Origin of the sequence: Paraburkholderia franconis, from assembly GCF_009362735.1 — a bacterium.
Taxonomy (GTDB): domain Bacteria; phylum Pseudomonadota; class Gammaproteobacteria; order Burkholderiales; family Burkholderiaceae; genus Paraburkholderia; species Paraburkholderia franconis.
The window spans coordinates 1-15,973 of record NZ_WHNP01000113.1; the positions used below are offsets into that span (position 1 = coordinate 1).

A 15,973-nucleotide genomic window follows, 5' to 3' on the forward strand; every position below is an offset into this window, starting at 1 on the left:
TGCGTCGGCGCCGAGATGGCAACGCGCCCTGGCGTTGGCGATCGCGATGAGGACTGCGGTGGTATCACCAGCGGCGACCGTGCAGCGGCTGGGCGCGCGCTGGCCATCGCCCAGTGAGAGCTTCCAGCTCTTGTCGCCCAGTTCAAAAGCCATGTACAGGCGGCCACCTGCCGTCGTATTCTGCCCGCGGAGGGCTGTGTCAGGCGCATCCATTTTGCATGCTCCTTCGGAGAAAACGAGTTCGTATCCCGTTTTACTCCGGCTGGCTTACTTCCACGGCCCTCCCATAGCATCTCAACGGGCTTGAGCTCCACGAGTTCAGTGCGATCAACCCCGCGGCCCGAATCTGGCTCGATACCATCGCCAACGTCCGCATCCACGGCGAGACGCACCAGCGACCCGTCGATCTGTTCGCCGATGAACAGGCCCATCTGAAGCCGCTCAATCCGTCGGCGTATGACGTTGCCCGCATTGTGACGGTGCGCGCGAGCAGTCAGTTTCGCGTGACGCTGGACGCCAACCACTACTCTGTGCCGGCGCGCTATGCCAATACCCGCGTGACGCTCAAGGCGTGGCCCGATCGGGTATGCATCTACCACGACAGCCTGCTGATCGCCCGCCATGTACGCAGCTAGGATCGCCATCAGGATATCGAGGACCCCGAACATCCGAAGGCCCTGCTCGCGCAACGCCGCAGCGCCCGCGAACAGCGGCTCATGCTGCGCTTCCTGAGTCTGGGCCCTCACGCCCCAGGACTATTACGAAGGGCTCGAGCAACGGCGTACCAATGCGCGGCAGCACATGCGCAAGATCATCGCATTGAGCGAGATTTACGGCGTCGATGCAGTCGCGCGCGCCCTGCAGATTGCCTGACGTTCTGCGTCTTCAGTTGCGAGTACATCGCCAACATCCTCGAGATGAAAGCGCGGCCCCTGGCGGAGCCCGGCGCACTGCACTTGCTCCGTCATCAGGATCTGCTGGACATCGAACTGGCGCAACCGGATCTCTCTCGCTACGGACCGGAGGACCCCCATGACGAAAGCGGAACGTAACACCACCGTGCACGAGAGCGAAGCCGCCACCGATCCGTTACGCACTCAATGAAGTTCAGGCGAAACAGGTTGCGTTCCTCACCGAGGTGGTATCGGCACAGCCAGTCGGAAAGGAGATTCACGTGATCTGCGACAACGTGAGCAGCCACAAAACCGACGCCGTTCAATCCTTTCTGGCCGACCATACGAACGTCTCGATCCATTACACCCCCACGTATTCGTCATGGCTGAATCAGCTCGAGAACTGGTTTGCCCGCATCCAGCGCGACGTTATCACGCGTGGCGTATTCACCAGCACCAGAGATCTCGACAAAAAGCTCCTGCGCTACATCCGTCAATACAACAAGCAGGCTGCTCCATTGAAATGGAAGTATTCCGATCCAACTCGACGCATCCGGTGCAATTCATCCGGTTCAATGGACTAGCGGTGCCGATGCTCTCCCTGCGCTGCGCATACGCCATGTACAGATCGCGCGCGGGGTTTTCCCATTCCGCAACCATCGCGGCCGGCATGACGCCCGCTTTCACCAGCGGAGCTAGGCGCTCCGGTATGACGCGCGTATCGACCAGCTGGCCACAGAATGAAGGTAACAGCCGCATCAGTGATTGCGGGCTGGTTCCAGCCGATCGGACTCAGCCGGGCCTTGGCTTCAGGCGTGCGTACGGCGGTGAAGCGCCAGTTCTGCAAGTGGAAGGATGTCGGCGCACCGGTGCCGATCCGCACCAGCTCGCGGATCTGGTCGTCGCTCAAGGTAGCAGCAGGATCGTAATACTTGGCGCGCTGCGGCTCAGGATACATTCGATGACTGCATTGGTCATGAGCTCGTCCTAAAGGTGACGGGATACGTTGTCGTACGAGAAGCTATTTACCTGGCTGGTGTCGTCAGTTTCTTGTCGTTGCTGTCAACGACGAATACGGCCAACTGCTTTGCAGGTTCGGTTTGCTCACGTGCCGGCTGATGTGATGGTTCGCGCCAGGCAGTTCGGCGCAAACGAAAGCGGATTTCTCGTGCACGAGAGGTACACCGATTCAGCGACCGGCGTGTACTGAACTTCTATAGCGACCAGCGAATTGCCCGCAGATTGCGGATCGCCTGTTCAAGATTCGGCTTCACGATTTCGGTGGCCTCGCGTGCAGCAGCGCCAGCGCTTACGAAGCGCGCAGCTTTCACGCAATACGCAGACAGAATCGGACGAGTGATCATGGCCAGCCATCTCCGCGTTGGCCTTACATGTGTATCAACGATGTCGCGAGTATTCTGTACCATCGATGGTACGAATAGAAGAACCAAGATCACTCATTTTTGTGTGTACCAAGAACACGGATTCGGACTTGCAGATTCAGCTCGACCGGACAGCGAAGCTTTCCCTGGCAGAACAAATTCGTGAAAGCATCAGTAGGGCCATAGAGTCAGGTCTGCTCACTCCTGGCACGCGACTGCCCTCGTTGCAGGACCTGGCCGCGCAGCTCGGCGTGGCGCGCGGAACGGTTCAAGCGGCATATGAACGGTTGTCCGACGCGCAGATGATCGAAACGGTTCGGGGCAGGGGGCATCCGCGTGCCCCCGCAGCCCCGCGTGGCGGCGACTCAACCCAAAGCGCCGCGGCTCGGAGGGTTTACGAGGGCTTATGAAGAGATGAACGCTGGGCCGGCGATCTTTCAGCTCGACATTCCGGCGTTTGAAGGGCTACCGGAGAAGCTTTTTTCACGGGCGCGCTCTTCCAATCTACTGAAAACCGGATGTTTATCGTCCTGCTCTATCCCGATCCAAGAGGGGAGTTCGAACTGTGCAGGGAAATCGCGGGCAATCTCTCCATCGCTAGAAACTTCCACTGCCATCCTGAGCAGGTGTTTATCACTTCAGGATACAGCTCCGGCTTAGGCCTGGCACTGCGGGTGTTAGGTTTGGACGGTAAGAAGTCTGGATGGAAGAGCCCGGTTTCATGGTCACCCGAAAAGGTTTGGAGCTCGCTCGCTTGAATATCGTGCCGATACCGGTGGATGCAGGCGGTCTCAACGTAGACTATGGTATCGAGAAAGCCGCGGACGCCGCATTAGCCGTCTTGACGCCCGGTCAACAGGCTCCCCTGGGCTCGACCCTGTCGTTGAGGCGACGTCTTCAGCTGCTTGAGTGGGCGGCTTCGAGCGATGCCTGGATCATTGAAGATGACTACCTCGGCGAGCTACAGCTGCAAAGTAGGCCGGCACCTGCCATGGCGTCGCTGAGCGAGGGCAAACGGGTCATCCACATCGGTTCCTTCAGCAAGACTGTTAGCCCTGCTCTGCGGCTTGGATTCGTCGTGGCGCCAACCAAACTGGCCAACGCATTCTCCGAGGTCGCCGCAACACTTGCTCCCGCGCCATCACCAGTAGTTCAACTCGCCACGGCTCAATTTATGCGTGACGGCCACTACATCCGGCGCTTGCGTCGGCTCAAGCGTCTATATTCCGCCCAGCGTGACGCACTATGCAAGCAGTTGCGAATGCGCGACGCGGAGTGGGTTAACGCCGGCCTAGCGGTACTTCTCGGGCGTCACTTGAGGTTTGATGAGCATAGCGAATTGCGCCAACACATCTTCGATCTGGATAACTCGCGTTGCGAGCCGCTCGATTCCCGCGGGTTCGACGCAACTGCACAAATTCTTGCGGGTCGCGCTTACGTGAAGCCTGCGGCGCGCGTGCCTGCGCGCGCAAATCCGCTACCGTCGCGCTTCCATCGCCATCCGAACGGCCAGGCCTGTCAACACAGTTCCCATCATCCAGCGCTGCATTGCTAACCATCTGGGCCGGCGCACGAGAAATCCGGCGATCGAACCGGCAGTCATCGCGACGATTGCGTTCACGCTGATACTCACCGCGATTTGCACGAAGCCGAGTGCGAGCGACTGGCCCAGCACGCCGCCGTGCCGTGGATCGATGAACTGCGGCAGCAGCGAGAGATAAAGCACCGCGATTTTCGGATTCAACAGATTCGTCACGAGGCCCATCATGAACAGCTTGCGCGGGCTGTCGGCGGGCAGGTCGCGTACCTGGAACGGCGAATCTCCGCCCGGCTTCACCGCTTGCCACGCAAGCCATAGCAGATAGAGCGCGCCGCCGAAGCGCAAAACGTCGTATGCAAACGGCACCGCGAGTAGCAGTGCGGTGATGCCGAGTGCTGCACACAACATATACACGACGAAGCCGAGCGCGACGCCGCCTAGCGAGAGCAGCCCCGCGGCGCGGCCCTGACAGATCGAGCGTGACACCAGGTAAATCATGTTCGGGCCCGGCGTAAGCGCGATGCCCAGCGCGACGAGGCCGAAGGCCAGAAGAGAAGTGTGTTCAGGCATTGCCTGTCTCCATGACAAGATCGTGGTAGCGCCTAGGCACGCGATAAGTTGATACGTATCTGCACGCGTGACGTCCACGAGGAGCCGGGCGAAACCTGGATGTGTGCTGCCATGCACGCCCGGCAAGGCGGCTTACTCGACGGGCGGAAAGTCGACGTCGGTGCCGTTGATACGATTAAAGGTATTGGTGAAGATGCCGAGCGCAATGGTCAGCGAGATCTCCGCCAATTGGGTGTCGGTGTAGCCGGCCGCACGGATGGCATTAAACTCGTCCTCGCTGATCGTGCCGCTCGTGGTATGCAGGTGAGACACGAAGCGCACCAAGGCATCACGTTTGGCGTCACCCGTGGGCTGCCCCGCGCGAATGGCACGCAGCGCGTCGACGGGCAGGCCCACCAGTTTGCCCACGAAGCTGTGCGCGGCCACACAAACGTCGCAACCGGTCTTCTCACTGACTAACAGCTTGATGGTTTCGTGCTCTTGCCCGCTCAGGCTGCCCGAGTTCAATGTGCCCTGGGTGTCGAGCACCGCTGCCAGAGACGCCGGTACAAGGTAGCCCAACGCGGCGTATGTATTGGGGACGCGGCCACCGGAAATCTTCTTCACCCTCGCATAGATATCGGCGGTGGCGCCGGTGGCGGACGTGATGTCGGGAATAGCGATACGACTCATAGTGTGAACTCTTCATCAGGTGGAGGTTAGGGCTCAGGAAAACGGACGCAGCGTCAGTTCGAGGCCCAGGATGATGAGGAATAGGAGAAAGCAACGGCGGAAGGCTTTCGGGCTGATCTTCTGCCGCGCTATCGACCCCAACCACATTCCAGCGAGAGCGGGAATGACAGCCAGCAGCGACAGGCCGAGCTGGTCGAGACGGAACGCGCCATGGGCCAGGAGCCCTGCTGCGAGAGCAACCGTGGAGACGGTGAACGAAAGGCCAAGAGCCTGCACGAGCTCGTCTTTCTGAAGCCCCAACGATTGCAGATAGGGCACCGCCGGAATCGTGAAGACGCCGGTGGCGCCAGTCAACAACCCGGTAACAATGCCGATGACGGGCGAAAGCCTGGACTCGAGCCGTTCCGGGAGCGAGAGCGTTGGCAAGAACAGCGCATAGGCCGCATAGGCGATCAGGGCGATTCCCAGCGCACGTCCCGACCAGACGGGATCGACGACTACCAGCAGTCGCGTCCCCAGAACGGTACCGAGCACGATGCAGAGCATCATTGCCCACAGCCGTCGCATGAGGCGGAGTGTGTCTCGCCCGGCCAGCATTTGCCACACGTTGGTTACGAACGACGGAATGATCAAGATCGCCGCCGCCGTAAGCGGTGACATGGCGGCCCCAAGCACGCCCATCGCAACCGTGGGCAAGCCCATTCCGGTCACACCTTTAACGACACCGGCTCCGAGAAAAGTGGCGAGGAGCAGGCCGGTCAATCCGATGGTCAGAGTATTCATGCGAGGTATTACGCCTCGAACCGGGAACTGGCACAATGCGGTTTTTCCGATACTACCTTCGGATTGTCCGAAGGTAGTCTGTCTTGGTGAGTGTATGAGATTCGATCTCGCGGATCTGCGCCTGTTCCTTTGTGTGGTCGATGCTGGCAGCATTACAGCAGGGGCCCGACAGGCAAATCTCGCATTAGCGTCGGCAAGCGAGCGGATCAGTAACATCGAGTCGGATGCCGGTGTCGTTCTGCTTGAAAGAAGCCGCAACGGGGTGGTAACCACCGAGGCAGGAGAGGCGTTAGCGCACCATGCGCGCCTGATACTCCGACAGCACAGCCTGTTGCAGGGAGAACTGCGCGACTTTGGCGCCGGTACGCGAGGTACGTTGGTGCTGTACGCGAATACGGCGGCTTTGATGGGCCTCCTGCCGCAGAAGCTCGCGCCGTGGCTGGCTCAGCGTCCGCGCCTGAACATTGATCTGAGAGAGCGTACGAGTGCCGAGATTGTGAAGATGATTAACGCAGGCCTGGCCGAAGCGGGCGTGGTATCGGATGCGGTCAGCGCCACAGGCCTCACAATCCAGCCTGTCGCCAGTGACCATCTCGTCCTGATTGTTCCTGCTGCGCACAGACTCGCAGAATCGAAGGCAATCAGCTTTGCTGATGTCACGGATGAACGGTTTATTGGCTTGGAGGCGGGGAGCGCGCTTCAAGATCACATCGACGGACACGCCGCCGATCTGCACAAGACACTAAAACTTCGCATCCGCATGAAGAGCTTCGAGGGATCGTGCCAGATGGTGTCGCAGGGAGTGGGGGTAGCGATCATCCCATTGGCGGTCGCCAGGCGCTTTCGACGCAGATATCCGTTCAAAACTATTACGATCAGCGATAACTGGGCACGCAGACGGCTTTGTCTGTGCTTCCAGCAATGGCACACGCTGTCTGCGCCGATGCAAAGCCTGCTGGCGCATCTCGGCGGCGGAGCGCAGACCCTGTAGCCGCGCGGCCGGCTAAGGGTGAATGCCATCTCGATGCCCTAGCTGAAAAGATCCATGTCGCCATGCGCTGATTTCATGTTAACGGTGTGCCGGTGCGATTAGTTCTACCGCGACGCCACCACTGAGCTGCTGTGCGTCATGCTGGCGGCCCCGTTCTGGCAGATCGTCGGGCATACGCCAGACACCTTCGACTTCGCGCTCCACGATGCCGGCCCGACGCACTTTCTTGGCGACAAACCGATCAACACCAAGGTTATCCTTGCGCAGTGCAGAAACTCCTGCCACCGGCTACCTCAATCAGGCAAAGCAAGGTATGGTGACAGCCTCGCTCATGCTTCGCAAGCTCGCGAGCTACCCCGGGCAAAATGGACTCGCGCGCCCTTGCGCGAGCTCCGCCGCTTCGAACGCAGACTCTTTCTGATCGCGTGGTCCCTCGGGAACACCGTCTATCGCGAACGCGCGGTCCGCTATGCGGTTGCATCCGGACGTTCCACTGTTGGAGTTGAATGACCGCGAAGGGTCGGGAAGACTCATTCATTGACAGCGAAAAGTGCCATTCGCCGACGCCGGTTTGCGAACGGCAGCCAACCAACATATAACAGCCTCAGCAGACTGGAACGTTAATGTCGGCTTTGGCCGAGTTGCTCGCATCGAGCATCCGGCAGGTTCCGATAGTGAATCTGCCGTTTGAAAAACGGCTTGTCCATCGCTCTCTTTGCTGACACGGCCATCCTGCTGAGTCGCCCATGGCCGTTTCCAGCATTGGTCACCTCGTGTTCAACGATCAGGTGATGCTTCGTATCCACGGCTGCCTGCACGTTGCAGCCGACCGTTCCGGTTCTTTTGCCATCACTGGTCATGGAACGGGAATTCGGATCTGTAAGCGACAACTGCTTGTCCGGTTGCGCCTTCAAATCCTTTCTGATCTGCTCTAATTCACGCATCTGCTGGCGCAAACGGGCGATCTTCTCATAAAGCCGCACGATCTTTACATCGAAACCTGTCGGACTGATCCGGTCTGCGGTTTCAATCGCGTCGAGGGCGTGCGCGGGGGATTGAACCGCTGAGCGCCCGCGGGATTGCCGGGCCAGACCCAGACGACGCCATCCTGCTCGTCGCGCTAGGTGGTTGAGCAGTCAGCAATGAAAGCCCCACTGCGTTCGCTCACGTCCGGATATGCTCATGGAGAACAGACTGTCGACGTCATAGAGGAAGGCGCGTCGAGCGCTTGATCTCCTTCAAGGAGAAGCCCGTATACATCTCCTTGATATTGCCGAGCATCCGGATCCGGTGCAATCAGCGGCCACACGCCGACGCACGAATGGTGGGGCTGAAAGTCTGCGTCGTGCTGCTGTTCATTCTGGCCAGCGCACGCCACGTTCATCCGGCAAACTGGCACCCCTTCACGCCGTTCGGCTACTCGTGCGTCTTCAGCGCGGCCGCACTGGTGTTTTTTGCCTTCATCGGATTCGACGCGGTCACGTCGGCGGCTGAAGAGGTGAAACGGCCGGCGCGCGATCTGCCCATCGGCATCATCGGATCGCTGGCCGTCTGTGCAGTCTTGTACGTTGCGGTGTCGGGCATCATGACCGGCATTGTTCCTTATCAGAGATTCTTCGGCGTCGACCATCCGGTGTCGCTTGCATTGCAATACGCTGGCGAACACTGGATCGCAGGTTTTGTGGATCTCGGCGCGATCCTCGGCATGACGACCGTCATTCTCGTCATGACATATGGACAGACGCGAATCATTTTCGCGATGTCGCGCGACGGCCTTCTGCCGAAGCGGCTTTCGGGCGTTCATTCGAAGCTCGGTACACCGTTTTTCGCGACGTGGATGGTTGGGGTCGTCAAACCCGCGACGTGATGCTGGTGAGGGGTTGCCAGCAAGGATCGGAGACCGTTGTCAACGCTCTCATGAAGCATGCTGGCAAGCTGCCTCGGGAACTGCACAGGTCGTTGACCTGGAATCGGGGGAAAGAGATGGCCGACCACAAGCGCTTCATCGTGGCTACCGGCATCGAGGTCTACTTCTGCGATCCGCAGCATTTTTGGCAACGCGGCTCGAACGCAGCACCAAGCCAAAGGTACACGTCTTCCGGCGCCTACTCCGACCTGACTGGAACAACCGCAGAGCGCGCACTCAACCTGCCGGAATCCCCGAGCCTCGGCAACCAGGCGAAGGCGATGGCCATCAGCGCCGATCCGGCGACAAGCATCGGCACGACCATAGGCCATGCGCCAAGCCGGTAATGCGGATCGACGAAGGCCGACGCGGTCTGCCCCGCGCAGAAAGCGGCGCACATCATGATGAAGCCGGACCACGACACCGCACGTCCCGCGAGGTGCGGCAAGCCGCCGACTGCGCCCGCCTGCCCGCAGGGCTGGTGGATGCCATGTCCCAGGCAATACACCCCGTGACCCAACAGCAGCGGCCACGCGCTGCCGGGCAGCAGCCAGCAGCCGAGCCCCTGGATGATCGCCCCCGAAAGGCTTAGCACGGCCCCCTGGCGCACTGTCCGCAACACGCCGTGGCGATACAGCAGGCGCCGGCATCCCATGGTACTTAGCATGTAGACGAGCGAGCCGCCAGCGGGTATCCAGCCATATAGCTCGGGCGACAGGCCGATGTACCCGATATAGACCGTCGGCGAAAGCAACAGAAAGCAGAACATGCCGCTGTAGGTGACGGCGGCCAGCAGCGCCCACGCGCGGAATTCGGGACTATCGAAGATCTCGCGAACGCCGCCGGCTGGCGTCCGCACCGCGTCCGTGCGCTGGACGGTTTCCTCGAAGCCGCGCCAACATGCCACGCACAGCACGAGCGCGTACAGGCTCATGACCGCGAGCACCCAGCGCCAGCCGACATGCTGCGCAATATAGGCGCCGACGATCGGTGCAGTCAGTGCCGTCGCACCCAGCCCCGTCAGTCCGCGAGCCATTACGTGCGGCCCTTCGCACGCGGGATACAGGTCCCGCACGGCCGCGCGCGCACATACAAGAATGGCCGCCATCGCCAGCCCCTGGAACGCGCGCGCCGCCGTCAGCATCGACGCACTCGGCGCGAGCGCACCGGCCAGCGCAGCGACGGCGTATCCCGCGAGGCCCGCTAGCAGTGTCGGCCGACGCCCATAGCGGTCGGCCAGGCTGCCCATCGGCAACTGCCCCATGCCGAACGCGAGCGCGAACACCGTGAGGCTGGTGCTGGCTGAACCGAGCGCCGTCGCGATTGCAGGCAGCGCGGGCAGATAGCTGTCGGTCGCGACTGGCTGCGCAGCCAGCAGAAACGGGAGAAGCAATGCAAAACTCAGCGGGCCGCGGCGGTTCATGCAGTCATGTCCTGAAGCAGATCCTTCACGCGGCCAACCATCGCGACGATTTCGCCAAAGCTGTGGCCGCCATACAAAGCATTCATCGAAAAACCTGGTATCAGGGTGACTCAGTAGGCGATAGTCGCCGTGCGGCGCAATTCTTCGGCAGTCGCGCTGCCGAAACCGAAGAACTCCAGATAGGCCGGAATCATTTCGAACAGCATGTCGGTGCCCACCTGCACTTCGCAGCCCTTCTCGCGTGCTGCACGCAGGAATGGCGTGTACTCCAACTTCATCACGACCTCGCCGACAAAGCAGCCTGGCGCAATGCGCGCGACATCGAAGGGCAACGGATCATCGGCCTTCATGCCGAGCGGCGTGGCATTCACCACGACCTCGAAGCCATCTGGATCGTTCGAGCCGGTGCTGACCTCCAGCGCTGGATAGTGCTTGCGCAAACGCTGCGCGAGTCCATCGGCCGATTCAGGGCGCGTGTCGTACAGAGCCAGTTCGCCCACGCCCGCCGCCGCCAGCGACGCGGCAATCGCCGAACCGACACCGCCTGCGCCCGATACCAGCACGCGCGCGCCTTCCAGCCGCCGGCCCTTGCGCAACACACCGCGCACAAAACCTGCGCCGTCGAACTGGTCGCCCAGCAGCGTACCGTCGGGACGTTTGAGCACCGCGTTGCACGCGCCGGCGATGTGCACGGCAGGTGTGACCTCATCGACGAGTTCAACTGTTGTCACCTTGTGCGGCATGGTGATGAGCGCGCCGCGCAGGTTTGTGAAGCGGAAGATCGACGCGAAGCTCTGCTGATAGTCCTCGGCTTTGACGCCCATCGGCACGACCACCGCGTCGATGCCTTTCTGCTCGAACCAGGGGTTGTAGATCATCGGCGACTTGAAGCTCTCTGTCGGATCGCCGACGTGCGCAATGAGGGTGGTTCTTCCGGAAATCATGGCTGGTGTTTGCTCTCTGATAGGACGGTCAGGCTCGCGCGGTGAAGGCCATTGCCCGCAGGCGTTCGTACTCTGCCTTGTCCACGGCATGCGCGTCGGGCTGGCCCAGTTCGTCCATATGCACTCGATACGTCTCGCGGGCGCTAAACGCGGCCAGCGCGGCGATCACGGTGATGCCGAACGCGAGCGCGCCGACGGTGAACCAGACGTTGGCCGCTCCCGGCGGCGCCACGGCCGTGAAGAGCGCCGGCAGCATCGCGGTGATGGCCGTGCCGACGTTCTGCGCGATCGACATCGCCGAAACACGCGTGCGGGTCGGGAACAGTTCGGGGTAGAAGCTCGGGAACACGGCGTTGTAACCCTGGTAGACCACGCCCCACATCAGCAGTGACATCACGAAGGCGAGCGGCACGTTATGGATGCTGATCGCGTACAGGTAAGCGAAGGCGAGCAGGCCCGACAGCAGCGAGCCAATGATGATCGGCGGCTTGCGGCCGATCTTGTCGGAGAGGTTGCCGACATACGGAATCACCACCACGGCAACGATGTTGCCCACGACGGGAATCCAGAGGTAGACATCCTTGGCGAACCCGATCCCATAGGCGGGCTGCACGGCGTAAGCTGCGCCGAAGATGGTCGCCACCACCGGGATCACGTTCATCAGCGCCATGCACACGACGCGCAGCATGTTCGGCGAGCTGTACCTGAACGCATCGATCACCGGCGAGCGAGGGCGCGCTTGACGTTGCCCTTCTTCGGTGAAGGCAGGCGTCTCGTCGACCTTGCGGCGAATGATCCAGCCCGCGACGATTACCACGAAGCTCAGCAGGAAGGGAATGCGCCAGCCCCACACGTTGAACTGCTCGGCGGGCATGTAGTGCGCGAGCGGCAGGAACACGGCCGCCGCCAGGATCTGCCCCGCCTGCACGCCTTGCAGCGTGAAGCTGGAGAAGAAGCCGCGCCGGCCGAACGGCGCATGCTCCAGGATCATGGAGCTGGCGCCGGAAATCTCGCCGGCCACGGCAAAGCCCTGAAGCAGGCGCAGAAGCACCAGCAGCACGGGCGCGAGCAGGCCGACCTGATCGTAGGTCGGCAGCAGGCCCACCCCGATCGTCGAAAATCCCATGAGGAACATGCACCACAGCAATACGTTCTTGCGTCCATGCGTATCGCCGAGGTGCCCCAGTACGATGGCGCCGATCGGCCGCGCGACATAACCCACACCGTAGGTCGCCAGTGAAGCGACAATGGCGGTCGTCGCGTTGCCCTTCGGGAAAAAGATCTGCGGAAAGATCAGCGCGGACGCGGTGGCATAGATGAAGAAGTCGTAGTATTCGAGCGCCGAGCCTATCCAGCCGCTCGCTGCGGCTTTCTTCGACTGATGCCTGCCTTGAGGCTCGTGGTCCGTGGCTGCCTTCATGGATGTCTCCGGATTATGTGTGAGGCAACTGACCGATGTCGCCTGATGGACTGCAGAGTAGCCCCGCGCAACGACGCGACACAATGGCGGCAAGCGAGCGCGCGTTCGATCATTGCGCATTCGCGCGCGATTATCGAACGTTCCAGGGGTTTCTCCGGGCACCAGCAACGTCGGCGTCGCGATGGGGACGTCTCATGGTCAGAGGTGAGACGAGTCGGGCCCGCGCACAGGTCTCCAGTGCGGGTTGGCACACGGCGTCGAACTGCCGTGGCTTTTCATGAGGTCGACTGAAGCCGCCACGCTCAGCGCGAACCGCCGAATAACTGCATCACCACACCACGCAGCCAGCGGTTTCCCGCTTCGTGGTGATACCGCGCATGCCAGTGCTGCCGCACGGTAAAACCTTCCACAGGAACGGGACACGCATGGACAGCGAGATCATTCGCTTGCGCCAGCGTTTCGCCGATGTGACGCGGCAACGTGGCAATCAGGTCGGTCGTCTGGATGATCGTCCCCAGCCCCAGGAAACCAGGCAACTCCAGCACGACATCACGTTCGATGCGCTCGCGCGCAAGCGCCTGTTCGAGCAGCTGCGCGCCCGTACCCGATTCGATGACCACATGACCCTCCGCGCGATACTGCTTCGCCCCGAGCCGCGCGCGCACTCTCGGATGATGGCGATTGGTCAGGCACACCCAATCCTGCTGATAGAGCTGCTGCTGGTAGATGCCGCCGCCTAGCCAGGGCACATAGCCGATCGCAAGGTCCGCCTCACCGGACTCCAAAGCGCGCTCGGTATTGCCGTCGATGCCCGCCGCCTCCAGCCGGATGCCCGGCGCCTGCGCGCGGACATGCGCGAGCAGCCTCGGCAGCAATGTGATGTGGCTCGCATCGGTCATGCAGATGCGAAAGCGCCGCTGTGCAGTCGCGGGATCGAACGCAATCTCCCACGCGACGAAACGACGTAGCGATTCGAGAATTTCCCGGCAAGGCCCGATCAGCGCGTCGGCCTGAGGCGTCGGCGCCATGCCGCCGGGCGTGCGGATGAAAAGCGGATCTTGCAGGTACTCGCGCAAACGCCCAAGCCAGATGCTGATCGTCGGCTGACTCTGCCCGAGCTGCTCCGCGACGCGAGTCACGCTGCGAGTGTCGTAGAGAAGGTCGAAGAGCTGGAGCAGCTTCAGGTCGGGCAGATCGGTCGGCAGCATGGTGTGTCGGGCATTATTGTCTTTCGCAATGACGTCATTGTAGTCATTGCATTGTCGGCATGAGCAGCAACTTCTATCGTGCGTCTACACGTCAACGTTGTATGGGGCCAGCGTAATCGCTGAAGCGATAACGTTGGCCGACAGGAGATGCCGATGAAGATTGCAATTCTGGGTGCCGGCGCACTGGGCTGCGCGATTGGCGCCGCGCTCACGGAAGGCGGCCATGAGACCTGGCTGCTGGACCGCTCGCCGACGCACGTCGAAGCGATGCGCCGCGACGGCCTGCAAGTCGACGATGCCGCCGGTTCCCGGCGCGTCAGGGTGCGCGCCGCAACACGGGCCGCGGAAATCGGCGCCGCTGAGCTTGTCGTCGTACTGGTCAAGTCGTTCCACACCGACGCAGCCATGCGCGGCGCGCTCGGTCTGGTCGGTCCCGAAACGCTGGTGCTGTCGTTGCAGAACGGCCTCGGGCACGAAGACGTGCTCGCCGATGTCGTCGGCCGCAAGCGCGTGCTGGCCGGCAAAACCTACGTTGGCGGCGTGCTGCGCGCACCGGGCCATGTCGAGTCCGGCGTAAAGGGCAAAGCCACCTACATCGGCGAACTCGACGGCCGCATCACGCCTCGCGTGCAGGCCATCGCCGATGCATTCAACACGGCAGGGCTGCTCACGACGGTCAGCGACAACATCGTCGGCACGATGTGGGACAAGCTACTCATCAACGTCGCCACGGGCGCGCTGACGGGCATCACGAGCCTCACCTACGGACAGCTCTACGACGAGCCGCTGTTGAAAGCGACCGCGCTCGCGGCTGTCGGCGAGGCGATCGCGGTTGCACAGGCCGCCGATGTGAAGCTGTCGATGACGGACCCCGAGCAGGCCTGGATGCTCGCCGCCGAAGGATTGCCCGCCGCGTTCAAGACGTCGATGCTGCAAAGCCTCGAAAAAGGCTCGGTCACGGAGATCGATTTCATCAACGGTTCGGTCGTGCGCTGGGGTCAGCGGCTCGGCGTGCCGACTTCCGTCAACGCAACGCTCGTCGCCTGCATCAAGGGCATCGAACGCGCGATGAGCGATCGCCAGCGCAGGGAGACAACAGCATGAACGGGACCAAAGCCTATCTGGAGCACGTGGCCATCTGGGTGAAGGACATCCAGTGGCACATCCGCTTTTTCGAAGATGTCCTCGGCATGACGATGCGCGAGGTCGACGGCACGGCCGAAGCGCCGCGGCAGTACTGGACGCTCGGCGGCCTGCAGTTCATCCATGCCCCGCAGCACGACGGCCCCGAAGGCCGGCTCGCTCATCTGGGCGTGATGTGCGAAGACCTGGAAGCCGCGCTCGACGCTGCAAAAGCGTATGGCGTCAGCGAAATGCCGCAGGGACGCAACTGGCTGCGCCTGCCGGATGGCCTCGCCGTCGAACTGATTCAGGCAAAGCCCGCGTCGTGTGTCGCACAGGCGCTGAAGATCAACCCGCGTGCGGAGGCATGAGCATGACGATTGTCGAAAAATACTGGGACGATGCGACGGAAGGCGACGAGTGCATCAGCCCGCATTACACCGTGACGAAGGAGCGCATCCTCGCGTACGCCGATCTCACCGGCGACCATACGCCTGTGCACGTCGACGAAGACTACGCCAACGCGAGCCACTTCGGCAGCATCGTCGCGCACGGACTGTTCGGTCTGTCGATCGCCGATGGCCTGAAGACGCAGAGCGACTATCGCTTTCTGCCGGGCATGTCGCTCGGCTGGACATGGGACTTTCTGCTGCCGATCAAGGTCAACGACGTGCTGCACGTGAAGTTCCGCGTCGGCGCGATGCGGGCGAGCAAAAGCCGTCCGGGCTGGGGCATCGTCGTCTTGCCGTCGGAACTGATCAATCAGGATGGGCAGGTGGTTCAACGCGGCGAGCACCGCCTGATGGTGCGTCGCCGGCCGGGAGCATTCTGATGCAGGCACGTCCTCTCGAAGGCATTCGCGTTGTCGACTATAGCCACTTTCTTGCCGGTCCTTATGTCGGCCGATGCCTCGCGGCACTTTCATGCGGCGTCTATGCGATTCGGCGGATGTGTTTGTCGAGAACTACCGGCCGGGCGCATTGGAAAAGCTGGGGCTTGGCTATGCCGAGTTATCGCGTCGTAATCCGGGACTTGTCTACTGTTCGATCTCCGCTTACGGCCACACGGGGCCGGACGCGCATCGTGCGGGCTTCGGCCTGATCGCGGAAGCGAAGAGCG

General features: G+C 61.7%; 12 protein-coding genes and 10 pseudogenes. 11 read left to right on the top strand and 11 right to left on the bottom strand.

What is annotated here, in order from left to right; all coding sequences use genetic code 11:
• A pseudogene (locus tag GCT13_RS43850) lies at positions 1-213 on the bottom strand (IS110 family transposase); the annotation flags it as partial.
• Between the two features lie 218 nt (positions 214-431).
• Here GCT13_RS43850 and GCT13_RS51500 point away from each other — a divergent pair.
• Positions 432-635 (top strand): Mu transposase domain-containing protein, encoded by a 204-nt coding sequence (locus tag GCT13_RS51500; protein ID WP_407670955.1) that lies wholly within the window; start codon positions 432-434, stop codon positions 633-635.
• 476 nt (positions 636-1,111) lie between these two features.
• Positions 1,112-1,477 (top strand): annotated as a pseudogene (locus GCT13_RS43855) (transposase); the annotation flags it as partial.
• On the opposite strand, the pseudogene GCT13_RS43860 reads toward GCT13_RS43855, so the two are convergent.
• Positions 1,473-1,871 (bottom strand): annotated as a pseudogene (locus GCT13_RS43860) (nitroreductase family protein); the annotation flags it as partial. The pseudogenes GCT13_RS43855 and GCT13_RS43860 sit on opposite strands and share 5 nt — an antisense overlap.
• A 451-nt stretch (positions 1,872-2,322) precedes the next feature.
• Here GCT13_RS43860 and GCT13_RS43870 point away from each other — a divergent pair.
• Positions 2,323-3,581 (top strand): annotated as a pseudogene (locus GCT13_RS43870) (aminotransferase-like domain-containing protein); the annotation flags it as partial.
• Between the two features lie 171 nt (positions 3,582-3,752).
• Here GCT13_RS43870 and GCT13_RS43875 read toward each other — a convergent pair.
• The 3 genes from GCT13_RS43875 to GCT13_RS43885 form a co-directional block, all read right to left on the bottom strand.
• Entirely contained in the window at positions 3,753-4,385 is a 633-nt protein-coding gene (locus tag GCT13_RS43875; RefSeq protein ID WP_152767984.1) for a LysE family translocator, read from the bottom strand.
• 132 nt (positions 4,386-4,517) lie between these two features.
• A complete protein-coding gene (locus GCT13_RS43880) occupies positions 4,518-5,057 on the bottom strand; it encodes a carboxymuconolactone decarboxylase family protein (RefSeq protein ID WP_152767985.1) in 540 nt (179 codons plus the stop codon).
• 33 nt (positions 5,058-5,090) lie between these two features.
• Entirely contained in the window at positions 5,091-5,840 is a 750-nt protein-coding gene (locus GCT13_RS43885) for a sulfite exporter TauE/SafE family protein (protein ID WP_152767986.1), read from the bottom strand.
• A 94-nt stretch (positions 5,841-5,934) separates the two neighbouring features.
• Between GCT13_RS43885 and GCT13_RS43890 the strand changes: the two genes are divergently transcribed.
• On the top strand, positions 5,935-6,831 hold the full coding sequence (locus tag GCT13_RS43890; protein ID WP_152767987.1) for a LysR family transcriptional regulator: 897 nt from the start codon (positions 5,935-5,937) through the stop codon (positions 6,829-6,831).
• 99 nt (positions 6,832-6,930) lie between these two features.
• Here GCT13_RS43890 and GCT13_RS43895 read toward each other — a convergent pair.
• Positions 6,931-7,053 (bottom strand): annotated as a pseudogene (locus GCT13_RS43895) (DUF3363 domain-containing protein); the annotation flags it as partial.
• Positions 7,054-7,135: 82 nt separating this feature from the next.
• Between GCT13_RS43895 and GCT13_RS50180 the strand changes: the two are divergent.
• Positions 7,136-7,260 (top strand): annotated as a pseudogene (locus GCT13_RS50180) (Tn3 family transposase); the annotation flags it as partial.
• A 206-nt stretch (positions 7,261-7,466) separates the two neighbouring features.
• Here GCT13_RS50180 and GCT13_RS43905 read toward each other — a convergent pair.
• A pseudogene (locus GCT13_RS43905) lies at positions 7,467-7,877 on the bottom strand (IS5/IS1182 family transposase); the annotation flags it as partial.
• A gap of 275 nt (positions 7,878-8,152) precedes the next feature.
• Between GCT13_RS43905 and GCT13_RS43915 the strand changes: the two are divergent.
• Positions 8,153-8,683, top strand: a pseudogene (locus GCT13_RS43915) (amino acid permease); the annotation flags it as partial.
• A pseudogene (locus GCT13_RS50185) lies at positions 8,680-8,901 on the top strand (transposase); the annotation flags it as partial. The pseudogenes GCT13_RS43915 and GCT13_RS50185, both read left to right, overlap by 4 nt.
• Positions 8,902-8,936: 35 nt before the next feature.
• Here the strand turns inward: GCT13_RS50185 and GCT13_RS43925 are convergent.
• The 4 genes from GCT13_RS43925 to GCT13_RS43940 all read right to left on the bottom strand — a co-directional run bounded on the left by GCT13_RS43925 (position 8,937) and on the right by GCT13_RS43940 (position 13,732).
• A complete protein-coding gene (locus GCT13_RS43925) occupies positions 8,937-10,160 on the bottom strand; it encodes an MFS transporter (protein ID WP_152767988.1) in 1,224 nt (407 codons plus the stop codon).
• A 110-nt stretch (positions 10,161-10,270) separates the two neighbouring features.
• Positions 10,271-11,104 carry a shikimate dehydrogenase family protein gene (locus GCT13_RS43930; protein WP_152767989.1) on the bottom strand — a complete coding sequence of 278 codons (834 nt, stop codon included), beginning with the start codon at positions 11,102-11,104 and terminating at the stop codon, positions 10,271-10,273.
• Positions 11,105-11,132: 28 nt separating this feature from the next.
• Positions 11,133-12,524, bottom strand: coding sequence for an MFS transporter (locus tag GCT13_RS43935; RefSeq protein WP_152767990.1), 1,392 nt, complete (start codon positions 12,522-12,524; stop codon positions 11,133-11,135).
• Between the two features lie 302 nt (positions 12,525-12,826).
• Positions 12,827-13,732 (bottom strand): LysR family transcriptional regulator, encoded by a 906-nt coding sequence (locus tag GCT13_RS43940; RefSeq protein WP_152767991.1) that lies wholly within the window; start codon positions 13,730-13,732, stop codon positions 12,827-12,829.
• A 153-nt stretch (positions 13,733-13,885) separates the two neighbouring features.
• Here GCT13_RS43940 and GCT13_RS43945 point away from each other — a divergent pair, with 153 nt between their 5' ends.
• The 4 genes and pseudogenes from GCT13_RS43945 to GCT13_RS43960 form a co-directional block, all read left to right on the top strand.
• On the top strand, positions 13,886-14,836 hold the full coding sequence (locus GCT13_RS43945) for a ketopantoate reductase family protein (RefSeq protein WP_152767992.1): 951 nt from the start codon (positions 13,886-13,888) through the stop codon (positions 14,834-14,836).
• Complete coding sequence (locus GCT13_RS43950) at positions 14,833-15,225, top strand: VOC family protein (protein WP_152767993.1); 393 nt, start codon at positions 14,833-14,835, stop codon at positions 15,223-15,225. Before GCT13_RS43945 ends, GCT13_RS43950 begins: the two co-directional genes overlap by 4 nt.
• Before the next feature lie 2 nt (positions 15,226-15,227).
• Positions 15,228-15,686 carry a MaoC family dehydratase gene (locus tag GCT13_RS43955; protein ID WP_152767994.1) on the top strand — a complete coding sequence of 153 codons (459 nt, stop codon included), beginning with the start codon at positions 15,228-15,230 and terminating at the stop codon, positions 15,684-15,686.
• Positions 15,686-15,973: pseudogene (locus tag GCT13_RS43960) on the top strand (CoA transferase); the annotation flags it as partial. The gene GCT13_RS43955 and the pseudogene GCT13_RS43960, both read left to right, overlap by 1 nt.

What these genes read in the sequence shown, in the direction of transcription:
- GCT13_RS43875 (WP_152767984.1), bottom strand. Translation starts at nt 4,385, where the DNA reads ATGCCTGAACACACTTCTCTTCTGGCCTTCGGCCTCGTCGCGCTGGGC.
- GCT13_RS43880 (WP_152767985.1), bottom strand. Translation starts at nt 5,057, where the DNA reads ATGAGTCGTATCGCTATTCCCGACATCACGTCCGCCACCGGCGCCACC.
- GCT13_RS43885 (WP_152767986.1), bottom strand. Translation starts at nt 5,840, where the DNA reads ATGAATACTCTGACCATCGGATTGACCGGCCTGCTCCTCGCCACTTTT.
- GCT13_RS43890 (WP_152767987.1), top strand. Translation starts at nt 5,935, where the DNA reads ATGAGATTCGATCTCGCGGATCTGCGCCTGTTCCTTTGTGTGGTCGAT.
- GCT13_RS43925 (WP_152767988.1), bottom strand. Translation starts at nt 10,160, where the DNA reads ATGAACCGCCGCGGCCCGCTGAGTTTTGCATTGCTTCTCCCGTTTCTG.
- GCT13_RS43930 (WP_152767989.1), bottom strand. Translation starts at nt 11,104, where the DNA reads ATGATTTCCGGAAGAACCACCCTCATTGCGCACGTCGGCGATCCGACA.
- GCT13_RS43935 (WP_152767990.1), bottom strand. Translation starts at nt 12,524, where the DNA reads ATGAAGGCAGCCACGGACCACGAGCCTCAAGGCAGGCATCAGTCGAAG.
- GCT13_RS43940 (WP_152767991.1), bottom strand. Translation starts at nt 13,732, where the DNA reads ATGCTGCCGACCGATCTGCCCGACCTGAAGCTGCTCCAGCTCTTCGAC.
- GCT13_RS43945 (WP_152767992.1), top strand. Translation starts at nt 13,886, where the DNA reads ATGAAGATTGCAATTCTGGGTGCCGGCGCACTGGGCTGCGCGATTGGC.
- GCT13_RS43950 (WP_152767993.1), top strand. Translation starts at nt 14,833, where the DNA reads ATGAACGGGACCAAAGCCTATCTGGAGCACGTGGCCATCTGGGTGAAG.
- GCT13_RS43955 (WP_152767994.1), top strand. Translation starts at nt 15,228, where the DNA reads ATGACGATTGTCGAAAAATACTGGGACGATGCGACGGAAGGCGACGAG.